The sequence below is a fragment of the Fibrella musci genome, from assembly GCF_041321105.1.
GTDB classification, from domain to species: domain Bacteria; phylum Bacteroidota; class Bacteroidia; order Cytophagales; family Spirosomataceae; genus Fibrella; species Fibrella musci.
This window is the reverse complement of sequence record NZ_JBGGWD010000005.1, coordinates 518,468-535,653: the sequence shown is the minus strand read 5'-3', so window position 1 is coordinate 535,653 and position 17,186 is coordinate 518,468. Positions and strand designations below refer to the sequence as shown.

Below are 17,186 nucleotides of genomic sequence, written 5' to 3'. Positions count from 1 at the left end.
AATCATTGTTCATTGTACATTATACATTAATTAGAGATGAGAATTGCAATCCTTGATATGTATGACAACCATGCCAATGAAGGTATGCGTTGTATTTGGCAGGCGATCCAGCTAGTCGAACAGACCGAAGGCCTAACGTTTGAAGCCGATGTGTTTAATGTACGGGCCAATAACCACGTACCTGATCTGTCGTACGATGCCTATATCTCGACGGGTGGGCCGGGTAGTCCGTTGCCGTCCGACGAGCCGTGGGAAGTGCCCTATTTCGCCTTCATCGACGCCCTGTTTGCCCACAACCGGATGCATGAGCAGAAAAAACATCTGTTTCTGATCTGCCACTCGTTTCAGTTGGTGTCGCGGCATTTTAACCTCGGTACCCTGAGCAAACGCAAATCGACGTCGTTTGGCATTTTTCCGGTTCACTCGACCTGCGGCGACCTCGCGGAACCGTTGTTCGAGGGGCTGCCCAATCCGTTCTACGCTGTCGACTCGCGCGATTATCAACTGACCGAACCCAACGACGAGGCGTTTGAGGCAATGGGTGCCAAACTGCTCTGCCTCGAAAAAATTCGGCCGCACGTGAACCTCGAACGGGCCATTATGGCGATTCGGTTTTCCGACGAAGCCTTCGGCACGCAGTTTCACCCCGAGGCCGACGACGAAGGGATGCTCCGGTATTTTTTGCAGGACGAAAAACGCCGACAGATCATCGACAACTATAGTCAGGCGAAGTACGACGAAATGGTCGCCTACCTGCGCGATCCCGACAAGATTGCGCTGACGGAAGCCGTCATTCTGCCCACATTCCTGCGCACGGCGCTGGCGGCCCAGACTCCCAACGTACTGGAAACCGCGTAACATCGTATTCAGGCCCCAGTATACCTATAAGGTTTCCAAAACTTTATTGGTCTACTGGGGCCTTTGTAGATCTTCATTACCCAAACCGTTATGATCGAAACCCTCCGTAAGCAATACAATCAGGCCTTTACCACTGATCGGTATCAGGCCATGCTTGGTCAGATTCAGACCGATTGGCCCGATCAGCTTGATTTCCGGATTGCCGAAACCCCCGTGTTCGTCGGGCGTGACCTGACCCGGAAAATGCAGCAGGCCTGCGCCGATATTGTCCGGACGATTACCGCGCCTGATTTTAAACAGAAAACCGAAGCGGCTATTCCGGCGGGGCAGCGGGTGCCCAATGAAGACGCCCACACGACCTTCATGGCCGTGGATTTTGCCGTCTGCCGCAATCCGGAAACGGGCGAACTGGAACCCCAACTGATCGAGTTGCAGGGTTTTCCGTCGCTGTATGGGTTTCAGCCGTATCTGACGGAGACATTTCGTACGCATTTCCCGATCAGCGACAGCGTTAGCCACCTGTTTGGTTTATCATCCAACGCCGAATATGTACAGCAACTGCGCGAACTCGTGGTGGGCGACTGCCAGCCCGAAGAGGTGATTTTGCTTGAGATTTACCCCGAAAAGCAGAAAACCCGCATCGACTTTGCGCTGACGAAACACTACCTCGGTATCGACGCGGTCTGCCTGACGAAAATCAAAAAAGAAGGCCGGACGCTGTACTACGAGAAAGACGGTCGTCAGGTACGTATCCGGCGGATTTATAACCGGCTGATTTTCGACGAATTGGCGGCTATACCCGATCTGAAGACCGATTTTCACCTGACCGACGACGTCGATGTGAAGTGGGTAGGGCACCCCAACTGGTTCTTCCGCATCAGCAAATTCACGCTGCCCCTGCTCGACAGCCCCTACGTACCCAAGAGCTATTACCTGAACGCGCTGCCGGGCGGCGACAGCCCCGACGGTAACGTACCCGGCGCTACTGATCTGGACAACTACGTGCTGAAGCCGCTGTTCTCCTTCGCCGGTAGCGGGGTGAAGATTCACGTCACGGCCGCCGACATCGACGCCATTCCGGTCGATGAGCGGGGTAATTACCTGCTACAGCGCAAGGTGCAGTATGAACCCATCGTTCAATCGCCCGACGGGCCTGTGAAGTGCGAAATCCGGCTGCTGTTTATCTGGCCGAAAGACGCCGCCGAGCCGCAGTTGGTCATCAACTTGGCCCGTCTGAGCCGGGGCGAGATGATCGGCGTGCGGTTCAACAAGGATTTCGACTGGGTTGGCGGTACGGTGGCACTGTTTGAGCAGTAGGGCGTTACTGCCCGAGCCGCAGTTGATAGGAGGCGGTGGGGAAAAAGATAAAGATATTGCCTACCCGATTGCCCAGATAAAGGGGTACGTTGCCCGTAAGGTCGAAGGAATGGCGGCGACGATCGAAACGGACACCACCACTTAGTTTGAGCAACGTACCCCCAGAGACATTCACGAAAAGCTGATTTTCGCTGATAAACGTAACCAGCGGCCCAACCTTCCGCACAATGCCCACCGTCAGCAGTTGGGCCGCTATACCGCCTTCAGTGCTCATGCCTATCCCCAGCGTAACGTTGTTTTGCGGCTCGCCCAGCGAGAGCAGCCCCTGAAGGTAAGCGGTGCCAAACTGAGCATCGGCGAACGTAAAACCGCCAAAAAAGTATTGTGCCTGTGCGCCAATGCGGGCGCGTGGTCCCAGCGGTACCGATAGCTTGGTCGACAACCAGCCGACACCCACGAACGGATACAGGAAGAAACCCGCCCCAACACTCCAGTTGTCGGTGAGGCCCGCGTCGAGTTGGTTGCCATATACCATCGTATTTCGGTAATAAACGCGGCCACGTTCGGCCTGATAGGCTGTAGGCGTGAAATTCAGGTACTGCGGAAACAGGTTGGGGTAGCCTTCGGCCGGGTGCAGGCCCGGTCTGGTTTGCCGAACATTGCCACGTTCCATGCGAACCACTTGCGCGGCAGGTACGTAGACCGTGCCAATATTGGTCGTCTTTACGAACACCCGATCGGTATCCTGGCTCAGTACTTCACCTCGTAAAACAGTGCCATCAACCAGCGTAATGACATACTGACCTGGCGAAACGGTCGCCGACATTACGCGGGTCGACTGTGCGTTGTTGATGTAGTAAACAGTCGAGTCGGCCGAGACGGGTGCAATGCCACTGACGGCCTTGAACAGCTCCTGCTCCACGTAGGTAAGTTGCCCGCTGCGCATCTTCACGGTGTACATAGTGCTGTCGCGCCGCACAATACGCCCGAAAATATGGCTGCCATCGTTAAGCAGAATGTAATACGGTTTACCGGTCGTGGTATCCACGGGCGTCACCTGCGCCTGAGCACCTGCCCAACTCATCAGCAGAAGCAGGGTACTGAATAGAACTGATTTCATAAACGGAGCGGTTAAGGATAAAAGACAAGCGAAGTCATTCAGTTTAGTGCCAACAAGTAACAAAGAATGGCCACGAATGACAACCAATATTGTATAAAGAGTGACACATCGACAACTATTCTTTCAGCACCTGGCCCAAACGTCTGACTTCCCCTTGGCGCTGGAAATCGACCGGGCCGAGGGCGTTTTTCTATACGATACGGCGGGGCGGCGCTACATCGACCTGATCTCGGGCATTGGTGTCAGCAACGTGGGGCATCGGCATCCGGCAGTGCTGGCGGCGGTGCAGGCGCAGCTCGACAAATACATGCACCTGATGGTGTATGGCGAGTATGTGCAGGGACCCCAGGCGCAACTGGCCCACGCCCTCATCGAGAGTCTTGAGGGTGCCACCACGCCCTACGGTCCCATCAGTAATGTGTATTTCACTAACTCAGGCACCGAGGCCGTGGAAGGGGCCATGAAAGTAGCTAAACGTTTTACGGGCCGTACCGAACTGATTGCCTGCCATAACGCTTACCACGGCTCCACGCAGGGCGCGCTGTCGCTCAGCGGCGACGAGAATTTTAAACGAAACTACCGTCCGTTGCTACCCGACGTGCGCCACATCTGGCATGGCAACCACGACGATCTGGCGCAGATCACGACGCGTACGGCGGCGGTGATCATGGAAGTGGTGCAGGGCGAGGCAGGTGTGCGCGTGCCCGATCCGGCTTATCTGCGGGCGGTTCAGGTACGTTGCCGCGAAGTAGGCGCGCTGCTGGTTTTCGACGAAATCCAGACGGGTTTCGGTCGCACAGGTACGTTCTGGGCATTCCAGGGCTTTCACCATAGCATCGACCCGGCGGGCCCCATTGTGCCGGATATTCTGTTGAGCGCGAAGGGAATGGGGGGCGGCATGCCCATCGGCGCATTCATGGCACCGGAGCCTATTATGGCGGTTTTTAAGAATAACCCCATTCTGGGCCATATCACCACGTTTGGCGGGCACCCGGTTTCGTGCGCGGCTTCACTGGCAACGCTCCAGACTATACGCAACGAACGGCTCTACGCCGACGCCCAGCGAAAAGGGGATCTGATCCGGTCGCTGCTGGTGCACCCGGCGATCCGGCAGGTACGTGGTAAAGGGCTGATGATGGCCGTTGAGTTCGACTCCTTTGCGTTATTGAAACCCATTATCGACCGGGCAATGGGCCTCACCGCCAACGGCCCATTGGCTCAGACACACGTCATCACCGACTGGTTTCTATTCTGCGACAACTCCATGCGCATAGCGCCCCCGCTCACCATCACCGACGACGAAATCCGGCTTGCCTGTGACATACTAATTCATAGTCTGGAAAGTCGGTTGTAAAAGGAAGTACGGAGTCTGGAAAGTCGGTTCGTGTTGCTTGCGCACACCTACAAAACTGACTTTCCAGACTCCGTACTTCCTTTTATAACCGACTTTCCAGACTTAACTCACTGCACATACGGCGTGATGAAGGCGTAGAACTGCTGCCTGACTGTGATGAATTGTTGTTCGAGCATCTGATAACCGCTGCGCATACGGCGGTGGCGCTCGTCGATCTCCTGGCGGCGTTGCCAGTTGGGCATACCTTGCTGCGACGCTTCTTTCTCCTGCTCGATTAGTTCGCACAACTGCGCCATCTGCGAGCGCAGTCCGACGAACCACTGCCGGAATGACCCCGACCGGCTGACCACTTCGTAGTCGGCGGTGGTGTCGCAGACTCGTGACAGGAGCGACTCGAAGTAGCTCTCCTGATCAGTATAAAAAGCAAGGGCGTTGAGCCATTGCTGATGTTCGTGCTCATACAGCGCGAACCGTTCGGTCGGAAGTTGAGTAGGAGCCATGACACACACCAGTCAAGACGATAAAAGAGGAAGGTTACCGAAAAGTGAAAAAGCTTAACGGATTAGTAAAAATACATATCTTCCCCTGAAATCCTATTAACTCCACAGATTATCCTTATGTTATTTGATGGAGTGGCATTGTTACCTAGCGGTACGAAATAAGTTGGCCGAATTGGTACAAAAGCGCAGGGGAAAGTCCTTCGATCTGTATAAAAAGAAAAGCGTCCTGTCGCTGATAAGTAGCGCCAACGGGGCAACTACAAACCAATGACAGGACGCTTCCTGCTGCCGAGTCGGTTAAATTAACCCAGCCGGTTGATGCAATTGAGGTCTTCGAAAGCGGTTTTCAAACGAGCAACCATGCTTTCTTCGCCTTTACGCAGCCACACACGGGGATCGTAATATTTTTTGTTGGGCGAATCGGGGCCTTCGGGGTTGCCAAGCTGGCTTTGCAGGTAGCCTTCTTTCGCTTTGTAGTAGCTCAGCACACCTTCCCAAGTCGACCACTGCATATCCGTATCGATGTTCATTTTGATGGCACCGTATTGGATGGCCTCGCGGATCTCTTCGCGGCTTGAGCCTGACCCACCGTGGAACACGAAATTCACCGGCAGCGGACCCGTGCCGAAGTTCTGCTGAATGTAGTCCTGCGAATTTTTCAGGATGATCGGCGACAGCTTCACGTTACCCGGCTTGTAGACGCCGTGTACGTTACCGAACGCCGCTGCGATGGTGAAGTTGGGCGAAATCTTGCTCAGGTGCTCATACGCGTAGGCCACTTCCGAGGGCTGCGTGTAGAGTTTCGAGTCGTCGACGTCGGAGTTGTCGACGCCGTCTTCTTCGCCGCCGGTTACGCCCAGCTCAATTTCAAGCGTCATGCCCATTTTGGCCATCCGCTCGAAGTATTTGCACGAGATTTCGATGTTTTCCTCGATCGGCTCTTCCGACAGGTCGAGCATGTGCGACGAGTACAGGGGTTTGCCCGTCTGGTCGAAGTGCTTCTCCGAAGCGTCGAGCAGGCCGTCGATCCAAGGCAGGAGTTTCTTGGCGCAGTGGTCGGTGTGCAGGATTACGGGAACGCCATACAGAGCGGCCATCTGATGCACGTGCAGGGCACCCGAGATCGAGCCGGCAATAGCGGCTTTCTGACCTTCGTTCGACAGGGCTTTGCCCGCGTAAAAGATGCCACCCCCGTTTGAGAACTGGATGATCACCGGCGAGTTTACGGCCTTCGCGGTTTCCAATACGGCGTTTACCGAACTGGTGCCTACTACGTTGACTGCCGGAAGGGCGTAATCGTTTTCGTTCGCGTGGCGAAAGATCTCAGAGACTTGATCGCCCGTGACAACGCCGGGCGCAAAACGGGTGGCTACTTCACTCATGGAAGAGGATTGTTTAATTATGCCTGGAAAAACTTTTATTTAAGAAAGTTTTGACGAAGCGCATTGCTAACTAGTTTTCAAAAGTACGGTTTTTCACGGAATGACGGGCGAAACTCAGGTGAAGGCCGTTTGGAAGGAATGGATATGCGAAAATGGGTTAGTGTTCTTAGTCTGATACTGAGCGCTATTCAGACGTTGTTGGGTCAACCGGCACCAGCGGTTGTCCCTTTGCCGGATTACGAGGTGTATGCCACACTAATTAATCAGTTGGCCTTCAACAGACTAGAGCGGCTGCCTATTCTGTCTAATCGGACAGCGCGTCCAATCTTCATCGATGAATACACTACAGCACTATCATCGCCCGGTTTCAACGTTGATTTTAACGATCTCCGCTCAAGATCTTTTCCGCATTCGAAAATAGACAGCCTGCTCAAACACACGGAATGGACCACTTTTATTGCATCGGCTGATCAGGCGCAGTTCTCCCGGTGTCGGTTGGAAAAAATACCCTCGCTACCCAGCTACGAAGCCAGGCTATGGACGGCAGCGTTCGAAGAGCGTTACTTCGGAAAAAAGGCTACACGGCCTGGCTTTTTTGGCTTACGGGCTGATTATCCCGAGTTTGCTGGTATTATTTCTTTATCAAGGGTCGCTTACTCGCCCGATGGACAAAAAGCTATATGCTATTTTTCAAAGGTAACTGATGGTGAGGCCGGGGAGGGGTCGCTCGTTTTTGTGGAAAGGATTGCAGGGCGTTGGAAGGTAGTTGGCCTGCTTACACTTTGGATATCGTAGAGGAAAACGAACGTACCTGAACGAGCTAAAAATACTTTACGGCCCAGCCAATGAGTTTTTTGACGCGGTCGGTGTAGGGCGGGAAGATGAATTTCATGGTGCCAAAGTCGCGGCGAAGTACCCCCCGGCGGTGCGACAGTTCCTGAAAACCAAAGTAGCCGTGGTAGCTGCCGATGCCGCTGTTATTGACCCCGCCAAACGGTAATTCGGGGTTCGAGAAGTGCAGCAGAGCGTCGTTGATCACCGTATCACCCGCCGATGTCTGGTTTAGCACCTGGTTGATTGTCTTTTGATTACGGCTATGGATGTAGAGCGCCAGCGGTTTGTCGCGGCTGTTGATCTGCGCCAGCGCCTCGTCCAGATTCCGCACGCTCACGATGGGCAGCACGGGTCCGAAAATCTCTTCCTGCATAATCCGCATGTCGTCGGTGACGCCGTCGATGAGCGTAGGCTCCACGTAGTTGTCGGCGGCGTTGGTGCGGCCACCGAGCCGGATGGTCGCGCCTTGCTGCACGGCATCGTCGATCAGGCTCTTGACGCGCTCAAAATGTCGATTATTCACGATTCGGGCGTAACTGTCAGACGCAGCGCGGGCGTTGGCGTCGGCTCCATACATCCGCTCGACCGCCTTCTGTACCTCGTTGATGAGCGGCGTTTTTACCGACTCCTGCACCAGCACGTAATCGGGCGCAATGCAGGTTTGGCCGTTATTAAAGTACTTCGACCAGGCCAGAATTTCGGCTGTTTTGGCGAGGTCGGCGGTTTCGTCGACCAGAAACGGCGATTTACCACCCAATTCAAGCGTGACCGAAGCCAGGTGTTTGGCGGCCGCTGCCATCACCACTTTGCCCAGCGCGGGGCTACCCGTGAAGAAGATATGGTTGAACGGCAGGGCGAGCATCGCCTGCGCTACGTCGGGTCCGCCTTCAAAGAGGGCGACCTCATCGGGTGAGAAGAGGTCGGCGATCATCCGATTCATCAGCGCCGCCGTGTGGGGCGTCAGTTCCGACGGTTTTAGCATGCAGACATTGCCCGCCGACAGGGCCGTGGCCAGGGGTCCCACCAGCAGATTGAACGGGTAATTCCACGGCGCCATCACCAGCACCACGCCTTTGGGTTCGTATTTCAGATACCCGCTTGTGCCAACCATCGATAGGGGCGTGGGCACGCGTTGCGGCTTCATCCATTGCTTCAGGTGCTTGATCGTGTACCGCAGTTCGCCCATCAGCGCGGCCAGTTCGCCCAGATCGACCTCAGCGGTTGGCTTGCGGTAGTCGGCATACATCGCCTCGTAAATGGCAGGTTTGTTGGTGTCTATCCATTGCATCAGGCGTTTCAGCCGGTCGATGCGCTCGCGGGCGGTGGTTTGCGCCATGGTTGGGGCATATCGCCGTAGACGGTCAAAGGCCGTCTGTAGGGTAGCCGATAGGTCGGTGAGAGGCTCCTGCGCGATCATAAGGATAGGATTATGTTTGGATGAAGTTACGAAAAAAGGGCGTGGGGCAAGAGGGTGGAGGCACGGGGCAAACCGGCCGACGCTTACCCCAGGCCCTTAGCCCCGTGCCCTCTGCCAGTTTGCTCGTTTCGAAAAAAAGGGTTGTTTTACTAAAAATTTTGTCAAACCCGATACCGGTCATGTCGCTCGTCAGCAACAACATCAAGTATCTCCGCAAATTGAATGGCTTAACGCAGGAGCAGTTTTCGCAACGAATAGGCATTAAACGCTCGTTGTTGGGTGCCTACGAAGAAGCCCGCGCCAACCCAAACTGGAATACGCTCATCACCATTGCTAAACTCTTCAACACCTCGGTCGATCAGTTGTTGAAGCAGGACCTGCGGAAGATTCGTGAAACGCCCGACCTGAGTCTGCCCATCGGCCGCAACACGGCCCCGACGCGCCCATCGACACCGCCCATTTTTGATGGCGACGACAGCGACGATGATTTCATTTCGTCGCCCCCGCAAATCAGCGATCCGGTGCTGCCCCACGCCCCCGCCGAGCCTTCGCTGCAACCGCAGCCATTGGTCAATGTGCTGGAAAAATACTACAAACCGCCAACGGAACGCCCTGATCGCCAGCCCAGCCCTTCGGAACGTACCCAGCCCGACCGCGCTGCTCAGCAAGCGGCTCCGGTTGGGGTGTTGTATGAAGAAGTGCGGACTCGGGCCGGCCATGCGCCGGGCTCGGCACCCGCGTTTACCGTAAGTCGGGGGCAGGACGACTTTGCCGCGTCCGGCGAAACACTGCCGACCTTCAATAATCATTTTGAGAAAGCACCGAACGTACCTGCGGCGGCTCCGTCGGCTTCGGCAAGCACCGACAATTCGGCGCAGGCGATTCACTACGTCGGGTTGGGTCAGTTTGGTGAGTATCAGCAGCGATTCCAGCAACTCGATTACCTGAACCGCCTACCTACCATGCGCCTGCCCATGTTGGCTACGGGTCAGTACCGGGCGTTTGAGGCCGACGGTGACTTCACGTTTCCCGGCGCGTGGCTCATCGGGCAGTTTGTCCGAAACTGGTTCGATATCACCGACGGGCAGTTTTACTTGCTCTTGGTGCAGCACCAGGGCATTTTGGCGCGGCGGGTCGTGAATCAGGTGAGCCAGAAAGGCACGTTGCTGCTTACGGCCGACAAACCGAACGTACCCAACCGCGAAGTCGCCCTCAAAGACGTACTCGAAGTGTGGGCCGTGCGGGCCTTCGTCAGTCAGCAGATGCCGCCGCCCCCGCCTAGCTATGACCGCATCCGCCAGCTCGCCGACGAATTACGGTTCGAAGTCGACAGGCTAAAGTAGAGCCGCAATCCCTTGCGGCTCACAGGCGTCAGCAATACACCTTATGCAACACGTGAACGGAAAGGCTGACGCATACAACCCCTTGCGGCTCACAGGCGTCAGCAATACACCTTATATAACAGGTGAATGAAAAGGCTGACGCTCATGAGCCGCAAGGGGTTGCGGCTCTACGGATACGCATCAATCATGGCACTCCATAATCAGTAACGCGCCTGATTCGGCCGTGATCCGGACAAAGCCGTCGGCGGCGGCTTCGTTGCTGCTGCCCGAACGTACCCCCAGCGTGAGCGATTCATTGTCGAGCGGATACAGCAGCCCCTCCGTGCGGATGCCGTCGACCGTACCGACCGGGATCAGCGAGAGCGGTGTGCCCTTGGCAAACCACTTTTCGTAGCGCCCCACCAGCGGGTAAATGACCGAATAATCGTCGATGAGCGTGATTTTGATCTGATGCCGGTAGCGAACAATGTTCGTTAGGTTAGTAATGGTATGGTCCATTCGTCGGCCTGTTGCCCAGACAATATTGACGGCCGGAAAGCCGCGTTCGATCAGAAATTCGATGCCTTTGTCGAGGTCGGTTTTGTTCTGATCGGGCGTATGCACGATCTCGATCGGGTACTGGGCCGCCCGGATGGCATCGACATCAACGTCTCGGTCAAAGTCGCCCAGCAGCACATCCACCTTCAGGCCCATATCCATCACCCGGTGAATGGCATGGTCGAGCACCACCACATAGGGCGACCATTCGAGTAACTGACCCAGTAAATCGGGCTGACAGGCTTCGCCATTGGCAATCAGCAAGGCGGGTTCCTGTTTATCGCGGACAATATGATGAGAAGACAAGAGGCAGTTTCCAGTTTAAGGTTTACGCGTTTCTGGTTCACAGTTTGGCGAACAAACCGTTCACGGATGCGCCCGCGAACTGAAAACTGGAAACGCACAAACTCTAAACTCATTTTCGAGGTTGGTAGAAAACACAAGTAAGAAAAAAGACATGCACATCACAAAACACAAGGTGGCGGCTATCCACTACACCCTGCGCGACGATGCAGGTAAGGTTATTGATTCAAGTGACGGCCGTGAGCCGCTCTACTACCTGCACGGTGAAGGTAACCTGATTCCGGGTATGGAAGAAGGACTGGAAGGCCGCCAGCCAGGCGATAAAATTCACCTTGATGTTGGTCCCGAAAAAGGCTACGGCCTGCGTCGCGACGATATGATCGAGGCCGTACCCCGTTCTGCATTTGGCGGGCAGCCTGTCGAAGTGGGCATGCAGTTCTCCGCCGGGCATGGGCAGATCGTGACCGTTGTGGCGGTAAACCCCGACACGATCACGATTGACGCCAACCACGAATTGGCGGGTCAGAACCTGCACTTCGACGTGGAGGTCGTTGACGTCCGCGATGCCAGTGTCGAGGAAATCGCCCACGGCCACGTACACGGCCCCGGCGGCGCGCACTAGTTGGGTTTAAGGTTTAATGTTTGAGGTTTAGGGTTTAACGTTGGCTGACGCATCCTACTCGTGCGTCAGCCAACGTTAAACCCTAAACCTCAAACATTAAACTCAATAATGCTGTCTATCCTCTTTACGTACCCATTCTTCGAAGACGGTTCGGGCTTCGGGCCGTAGCGCCTGATGAGTAGGGATACTACGTTGTGGGTAAGGCTTGGCCAGTTCCGCATAAATAAACGAATCGTCGAAACCGGCAATGGCGGCGTCGGTATGCTCGGCAGCATAGACTACGCGGGCCGGTCGCGCCCAGTAAATAGCCCCCAGACACATGGGGCAGGGTTCGCACGACGTATAGAGCGTACAGTCATCGAGTTGGAACGTACCCAGCCGCTGACAGGCATCGCGAATCGCCATCACCTCGGCATGCGCCGTGGGGTCATTGGTCGAGGTAACCTGGTTGCAGCTTTGCCCGACCACCTGCCCATCCCGAACGATAACTGCCCCAAAAGGACCTCCTTTTCCGGTATTCATGCCCTCTCGGGCGAGGGCTATAGCCATGCGCAGAAACTGCTCATCCTGTGTTGAATTACGTGTCATCCGTTGAGTATAATGGCTTTTTAATCGGTATTGGCTCAAGTTATTCTAACAAAAATTCCCGGTATGTAGTCTATGTAGCAACGTTCGGGAAGCACCCGACGAACATAATCGCATACCTCAATTCACAACGCAATGAACACGAAATGGTTATTCAGCCTGGCAATCGGCTTGATGCTCTCTGCCGGCGCATACGCACAGACAACTGCTGAACAAAAAGTTGACAATACAGCACAAGACGTCGGCAACGCTACCGAAAAAGGAACGCGGGCTGCGGGCCGTGGTGCCGTGAAAGCCGGAAAGGCAGTTGGTAAAGCCGGTAAGGCTACGGGTCGGGCCGTAGGCAACGCTGCCAAAGCTACGGGCCGTGGTGTATCGAAAGCCGCTAAAGCCACCGGCCGCGCTATCAGCGGTGAGCCGAAAAAAGAAGACTAAACTTCCTGCATACAGGAGCAGTTGACCAAACCGGGTACAGGCGTTTTTGAACGGTCTGTACCCGGTTTTTTCTGGTATATGCGCATACCGATGAGTAAGAAATGCGCGAAATTAGGCTGCAAGGGCGGTGTCGCTCGGTCGGAAATACTTAGCTTGGTGACTTTACCCACCCAAGTAATCTATGACCAATTCGTTTAAAGGGTTTTGCCTGTTACTCATCCTGTTTGGGATTTTATCCGATGAGCTTTCAGCGCAAACAACAAGTGACCGACCTGATATAATCTACAAAATCGATAATACCAATATTCTGGCTATTATCAATGAAGTAACCGATACGGAAGTTGTTTATCGCCGGGCCAGCAACCCTACCGGGCCCCTTTTTCGAACGCGCCGGAGCGAGATTCAATCGGTCCGTTATGCCAACGGCGAGACAGAAGAATTTACCAAAATTTCAGTGGTTGCCGCTGCCCCACACGTAGCGCCCACGCGCTCGCCATACGAACCGCTCAAGCCTACGCGCTATGAACCGCGCCCGGGTTATAAGCTGACTGCTCGCCGCCCATCGTCGGGCGGTTACGCGTTTGAACGAGGGCGTCCGGTTTTCTTTGGGGGCATCATGTTCCCCAGCGAAATTACGCCCTTCACGGCAGGTGTAGAATTTGCGGCCAGTAACGTTATCGGCATTGGCGGGCGTATCTGGTACTGGTCTAAAGGCGGTACATCCGACATTACGGTGCAGGCCATTGCTAACTACCACCTGGCGCGGGCTTTCAACGCCCAAAACGCCAAAGTGGACCCGTATGTGGGACTAGCCATTGGTAAAACCTTCGCCTCGTATCAAGGTGGTGGCAGCGAGTCGGGCGATATCGCCGCCAACCTGCAACTCGGGTTTCGCTATCTGGTAAACGAAAAGGTAGGCCCTTACGCTCAGTTGGGCTTAGGCATCGTCAACAAAGACCAGACGTTTATGTATGGGAACAGTTCAGCGGTTTTTGAACTGGGCATTGCCGTTAAACTAGGTCGTTAACACGCACCAACAGATGCGCAACGCGTGCCGTGGGCTGCAACACACAAGCAGTTTCGGCACGCGTTGTTTTTTGCTAAAAAGCCGCGACCTTTGCCCTATGAAACTGGCCTTACTCCGTTTTCTGCACCTGTTCATGGCCGTGGTCGTGTTGCTCAGCAGCATGGGCTTCGGGCTGGTCGAACATGCGTGTCAGTTACGGGGTAAACGGGTTTATTCGGTCTACACCCAAACAGAATCGGGCTGTGGCCTTTGTGCCGTACGGGCCAGCCACAACGTACCCACCACGTCGGTACAGGCAACCGACTGCTGCCAGGATAACATCCGATACGACAAGGTCGATACCGGCTCGTCGCTGAGTCAGTTGCTGGCTAAGTTCATCAAGGCAGTAGCGGAGCCGATGGGGGCGGGTATGGCGGCGCTGTTTATGGCGCTGTTCGACGGTTTCTTTACCCGGCTCACCAGCGTGGCCGTTGTTGAGTACGAGTCGCCACCACCGCTTGGGGGCCGGGCGCTGCTCACCTTCGTGCAGACCTTCCTGATTTGATCGTGTATGCATCTCCGCTTGCCGGTGTCGGGTTCGACATCGGCTTTTGGTGCTTACTTTACGATCCAAATCATGAAAAAACTACTAATAATCAGCTTGATAGTGTTGCCAATGCTGACGTCGGCCCAGACCCTCTCGGGGCGGGTGCAGGCCGACGATAAAGGCAAAACCAGCCCGTTGCCCGGCGCTACTGTCTACTGGTCGGGCGGGCTGAAGGGCACGGTGGCCGATTCTACCGGCCAATTCCGAATCGATACCGTCAGCGCCACCAATCGACTGGTGGTTAGCTACGTCGGGTACGTACCTGATACCCTCACCATCACCGATTTTACCGCCCCGCTGACCGTGACGCTGCGGGCCACCCAGCAACTGGCCGAAGTGGTCGTAACGGCGGGCAACACGCAGATCGACCGGCTCAATCCTATCCAGACGGAGGTACTGACACAACGTACCCTGGCCAAGGCTGCCTGCTGCAATCTGTCGGAGAGTTTCGAGACCAACGCCTCGGTCAATGTGTCGTATGCCGATGCCGTCACGGGGGCCAAACAGATTCAGTTTCTGGGCTTGGGCGGGCAATACGTGCAAACCAACGTCGAAAACATCCCGACGATACGGGGGCTGGCCACCACGTTTGGCCTCAACTACATTCCAGGTACGTGGATCACCAGTATCGACATCGGCAAGGGGACGGGGTCGGTGGTGAACGGCTACGAAACCATCAGCGGGCAGATCAACGTGGAACTGCAAAAGCCCGATTACCGCGGCGAAACCAAACTGCCCAATATGCTGGTCAACGGGTACGTCAACGCCTTTGGCCGGGTAGAAGGAAATGTCAATTACTCGCAGGCGCTGTCGGAAAAATGGAGCATCGGGGCGCTGGGGCACGTGAGTACCCTTCGCACGGAGATCGATCAGAATGGCGATCGGTTTCGGGATTTGCCGCTCTACACGCAGTATAACGGGGTGCTGCGGGCCAAATACAGCTCGGAGCGCTGGATGTGGCAAGGCGGACTGAAAGCCCTGTCGGAAAACCGCGATGGCGGGCAATTGAGCAGCGTGGGAGCGTACCGGTACGGATTTACCAACCAAACTACCCGCACCGAACTGTTTAGCAAGCTGGCGCGGCTGTTTCCCAACAAACCATACCGCGGCCTCGGCCTGATTCTGAACGCGACCTGGCACAAACAGGCGTCGATGTTCGGTCTGCGGCCCTACAACGGTGATGAACAGTCGCTGTATGGTAACCTCATCTACCAGACCATCATCGGCAATACCAACCATACCGTGAAAACGGGCATGAGTTACCTGATGGACAACTTCGCCGAAACCTTTGTGACGCAGCCGCTGAACCGGCGGGAGTCGGTGCCAGGCGCCTTTTTTGAGTATGCCTATACGTACCCGGAGCGGTTTGCGCTGGTGCTGGGTAACCGCATCGATGTGCACAATCTGTATGGCACCTACTGGTCGCCGCGGCTGCACCTGAAGTACCACGTGCATGGGCAGATCACGTTGCGGGCATCGGCCGGGCGGGGCTGGCGCGTACCTAACCAGATCGCCGAGAACTATGGTTACTTCGTGTCGTCGCGGCAGGTTTTCCTGAACAACAACGTCCGTCCCGAGGTGGCCTGGACCTATACGGCGGGCCTGACCAACGAGTTTCTGCTGTTCGGTAAAAAAGCGACGCTGACCCTCGACGCCAGCCGCACCGATTTTCAGAATCAGCTGGTGGTCGATGCCGATCAGCCGCGGAATCTGCTGTTTTACAACCTCGTCGGGCAGTCGTTTGCCAACAGTTTTCAGGCCGAGCTGACGGTGAATCCCATCAAACGGGCGGAGGTAAAACTGGCCTATCGCTTTTTCGACGCCCGGCAAAGCATGGGTGCTTTGCAGTTTGAGAGTGTGCTGATGCCCCGCATGATGATCAGCCGCGACCGGGTGCTGCTCAATGCGGCGTATGCCCTGCCCTACGACAAGTGGAAGTTCGACGCGACGCTGCAGCTTAACGGACCCAAACGGCTACCGGTCGACGACGCCAGTCACACGCACGTAACGTACTCGGATATGCGCTGGACGTATTCGCCCTGGTTTGCTAACCTGAACGCGCAGGTTACGCGCAGTTTCCGCACCTGGCAGGTGTATCTGGGCGGCGAGAACCTGACCAACTACCGGCAACCCAACCCCATCATTGGGGCCGCCGATCCGTTCGATACCAGTTTCGACGCAGCCGGGCAAAACTGGGGCCCCGTAACGGGCGCGCTGATCTACGCCGGTTTCCGATTCACGTTAGAGCCGTAATAGGCTGCGCCGTCATTGATGGTCATTTGCCTTCGGCGTCATTCATTGTCATTGATGCGGTCCGCCGCTGCGAGTCATTCGTGGTAAAAACAATTAATGACGCGAAGCAAATGACCATCAATGACGGCGCAGCCTAATAACAACCTAATTATGCTACTTCACATCAAAAATATGGTTTGTGACCGGTGCCTACGGTCGGTGCGGCGGGTGCTTGACGACGCCGGGCTCACGGTAGATTCGGTCGAACTGGGACGGGCGGAGGTACGTACCTGGCCCGACGCCATTAGTCGCGAGGCGGTGCAGCAGGCATTACAGGCTGAAGGATTTGCCCTGCTCGACGACCCTAAAGCCACCCTGACCGAGCAACTGAAGGTGTTGCTGATCAACGACGTACACCACGCGCACGAACGACCCGCGCACCAGAACGTATCTGATTTTCTGAGCCAGAAACTGGGCTACGACTATACGTACCTGAGCCAGTTGTTTTCGACCCAGACCGGGCAAACCATCGAGCGCTTCCTGATCAGCCAGCGTATCGAACGGGCCAAGGCGTTGTTGCAGGAGGGGGAATGGACTATCGCCGATATTGCTTATCAATTGGGCTACAGCAGCGTGCCGCATTTCACGAATCAGTTTCGGAAAGAGGTTGGTAAAACCCCTGCACAATTTCGGAAAGAACCAACCGGCCGCCGGACACTGGATGCAGTGTAGGC

Annotated in this window: 17 protein-coding genes; 11 read left to right on the top strand and 6 right to left on the bottom strand. The window is 55.5% G+C overall.

What is annotated here, in order from left to right; genetic code table 11:
• Nucleotides 1-36 precede the first annotated feature (36 nt).
• Together ACAW74_RS18740 and ACAW74_RS18735 are read left to right on the top strand one after the other, a co-directional pair.
• Nucleotides 37-858: a type 1 glutamine amidotransferase gene (locus ACAW74_RS18740; RefSeq protein WP_370699748.1), complete on the top strand. Its 822-nt coding sequence runs from the start codon at nucleotides 37-39 to the stop codon at nucleotides 856-858.
• A 90-nt stretch (nucleotides 859-948) separates the two neighbouring features.
• Nucleotides 949-2,175 (top strand): hypothetical protein, encoded by a 1,227-nt coding sequence (locus ACAW74_RS18735; protein ID WP_370699747.1) that lies wholly within the window; start codon nucleotides 949-951, stop codon nucleotides 2,173-2,175.
• Between the two features lie 4 nt (nucleotides 2,176-2,179).
• Here the strand turns inward: ACAW74_RS18735 and ACAW74_RS18730 are convergent, their stop codons facing one another.
• Entirely contained in the window at nucleotides 2,180-3,295 is a 1,116-nt protein-coding gene (locus ACAW74_RS18730) for a hypothetical protein (protein WP_370699746.1), read from the bottom strand.
• 100 nt (nucleotides 3,296-3,395) lie between these two features.
• On the opposite strand from ACAW74_RS18730, the gene ACAW74_RS18725 reads away from it, so the two are divergent.
• Entirely contained in the window at nucleotides 3,396-4,649 is a 1,254-nt protein-coding gene (locus ACAW74_RS18725; RefSeq protein WP_370699745.1) for an aspartate aminotransferase family protein, read from the top strand.
• A 107-nt stretch (nucleotides 4,650-4,756) separates the two neighbouring features.
• On the opposite strand, the gene ACAW74_RS18720 is transcribed toward ACAW74_RS18725, so the two are convergent.
• Together ACAW74_RS18720 and fbaA are read right to left on the bottom strand one after the other, a co-directional pair.
• Nucleotides 4,757-5,149, bottom strand: coding sequence for a hypothetical protein (locus ACAW74_RS18720; protein WP_370699744.1), 393 nt, complete (start codon nucleotides 5,147-5,149; stop codon nucleotides 4,757-4,759).
• A 302-nt stretch (nucleotides 5,150-5,451) separates the two neighbouring features.
• On the bottom strand, nucleotides 5,452-6,531 hold the full coding sequence (gene fbaA, locus ACAW74_RS18715; protein WP_370699743.1) for a class II fructose-bisphosphate aldolase: 1,080 nt from the start codon (nucleotides 6,529-6,531) through the stop codon (nucleotides 5,452-5,454).
• A gap of 129 nt (nucleotides 6,532-6,660) precedes the next feature.
• Here fbaA and ACAW74_RS18710 point away from each other — a divergent pair, with 129 nt between their 5' ends.
• Nucleotides 6,661-7,326, top strand: a complete 666-nt coding sequence (locus ACAW74_RS18710) for a hypothetical protein (RefSeq protein ID WP_370699742.1) — start codon at nucleotides 6,661-6,663, stop codon at nucleotides 7,324-7,326.
• Nucleotides 7,327-7,351: 25 nt separating this feature from the next.
• Here ACAW74_RS18710 and ACAW74_RS18705 read toward each other — a convergent pair whose 3' ends face one another.
• Nucleotides 7,352-8,782, bottom strand: coding sequence for an aldehyde dehydrogenase family protein (locus ACAW74_RS18705; RefSeq protein WP_370699741.1), 1,431 nt, complete (start codon nucleotides 8,780-8,782; stop codon nucleotides 7,352-7,354).
• 179 nt (nucleotides 8,783-8,961) lie between these two features.
• Here ACAW74_RS18705 and ACAW74_RS18700 point away from each other — a divergent pair, with 179 nt between their 5' ends.
• On the top strand, nucleotides 8,962-10,125 hold the full coding sequence (locus ACAW74_RS18700; RefSeq protein WP_370699740.1) for a helix-turn-helix domain-containing protein: 1,164 nt from the start codon (nucleotides 8,962-8,964) through the stop codon (nucleotides 10,123-10,125).
• Between the two features lie 180 nt (nucleotides 10,126-10,305).
• On the opposite strand, the gene ACAW74_RS18695 is transcribed toward ACAW74_RS18700, so the two are convergent.
• Nucleotides 10,306-10,968, bottom strand: a complete 663-nt coding sequence (locus tag ACAW74_RS18695) for a thiamine diphosphokinase (protein WP_370699739.1) — start codon at nucleotides 10,966-10,968, stop codon at nucleotides 10,306-10,308.
• Between the two features lie 151 nt (nucleotides 10,969-11,119).
• On the opposite strand from ACAW74_RS18695, the gene ACAW74_RS18690 reads away from it, so the two are divergent.
• Nucleotides 11,120-11,587, top strand: a complete 468-nt coding sequence (locus tag ACAW74_RS18690) for an FKBP-type peptidyl-prolyl cis-trans isomerase (protein WP_370699738.1) — start codon at nucleotides 11,120-11,122, stop codon at nucleotides 11,585-11,587.
• A gap of 102 nt (nucleotides 11,588-11,689) precedes the next feature.
• Here the strand turns inward: ACAW74_RS18690 and ACAW74_RS18685 are convergent, their stop codons facing one another.
• Complete coding sequence (locus ACAW74_RS18685; RefSeq protein ID WP_370699737.1) at nucleotides 11,690-12,175, bottom strand: nucleoside deaminase; 486 nt, start codon at nucleotides 12,173-12,175, stop codon at nucleotides 11,690-11,692.
• A gap of 132 nt (nucleotides 12,176-12,307) precedes the next feature.
• On the opposite strand from ACAW74_RS18685, the gene ACAW74_RS18680 reads away from it, so the two are divergent.
• From ACAW74_RS18680 to ACAW74_RS18660, 5 genes are all read left to right on the top strand, one after another.
• Nucleotides 12,308-12,607 carry a hypothetical protein gene (locus tag ACAW74_RS18680; RefSeq protein ID WP_370699736.1) on the top strand — a complete coding sequence of 100 codons (300 nt, stop codon included), beginning with the start codon at nucleotides 12,308-12,310 and terminating at the stop codon, nucleotides 12,605-12,607.
• A 181-nt stretch (nucleotides 12,608-12,788) separates the two neighbouring features.
• On the top strand, nucleotides 12,789-13,634 hold the full coding sequence (locus ACAW74_RS18675; protein ID WP_370699735.1) for a hypothetical protein: 846 nt from the start codon (nucleotides 12,789-12,791) through the stop codon (nucleotides 13,632-13,634).
• 97 nt (nucleotides 13,635-13,731) lie between these two features.
• The gene (locus ACAW74_RS18670; protein WP_370699734.1) at nucleotides 13,732-14,178 is read left to right on the top strand and encodes an HYC_CC_PP family protein; all 447 of its coding nucleotides are present in this window, start codon (nucleotides 13,732-13,734) and stop codon (nucleotides 14,176-14,178) included.
• A 72-nt stretch (nucleotides 14,179-14,250) separates the two neighbouring features.
• Nucleotides 14,251-16,473 carry a TonB-dependent receptor gene (locus tag ACAW74_RS18665; RefSeq protein WP_370699733.1) on the top strand — a complete coding sequence of 741 codons (2,223 nt, stop codon included), beginning with the start codon at nucleotides 14,251-14,253 and terminating at the stop codon, nucleotides 16,471-16,473.
• Nucleotides 16,474-16,623: 150 nt separating this feature from the next.
• A complete protein-coding gene (locus tag ACAW74_RS18660) occupies nucleotides 16,624-17,184 on the top strand; it encodes a helix-turn-helix domain-containing protein (RefSeq protein WP_370699732.1) in 561 nt (186 codons plus the stop codon).
• The last annotated feature ends 2 nt before the right edge of the window (nucleotides 17,185-17,186 follow it).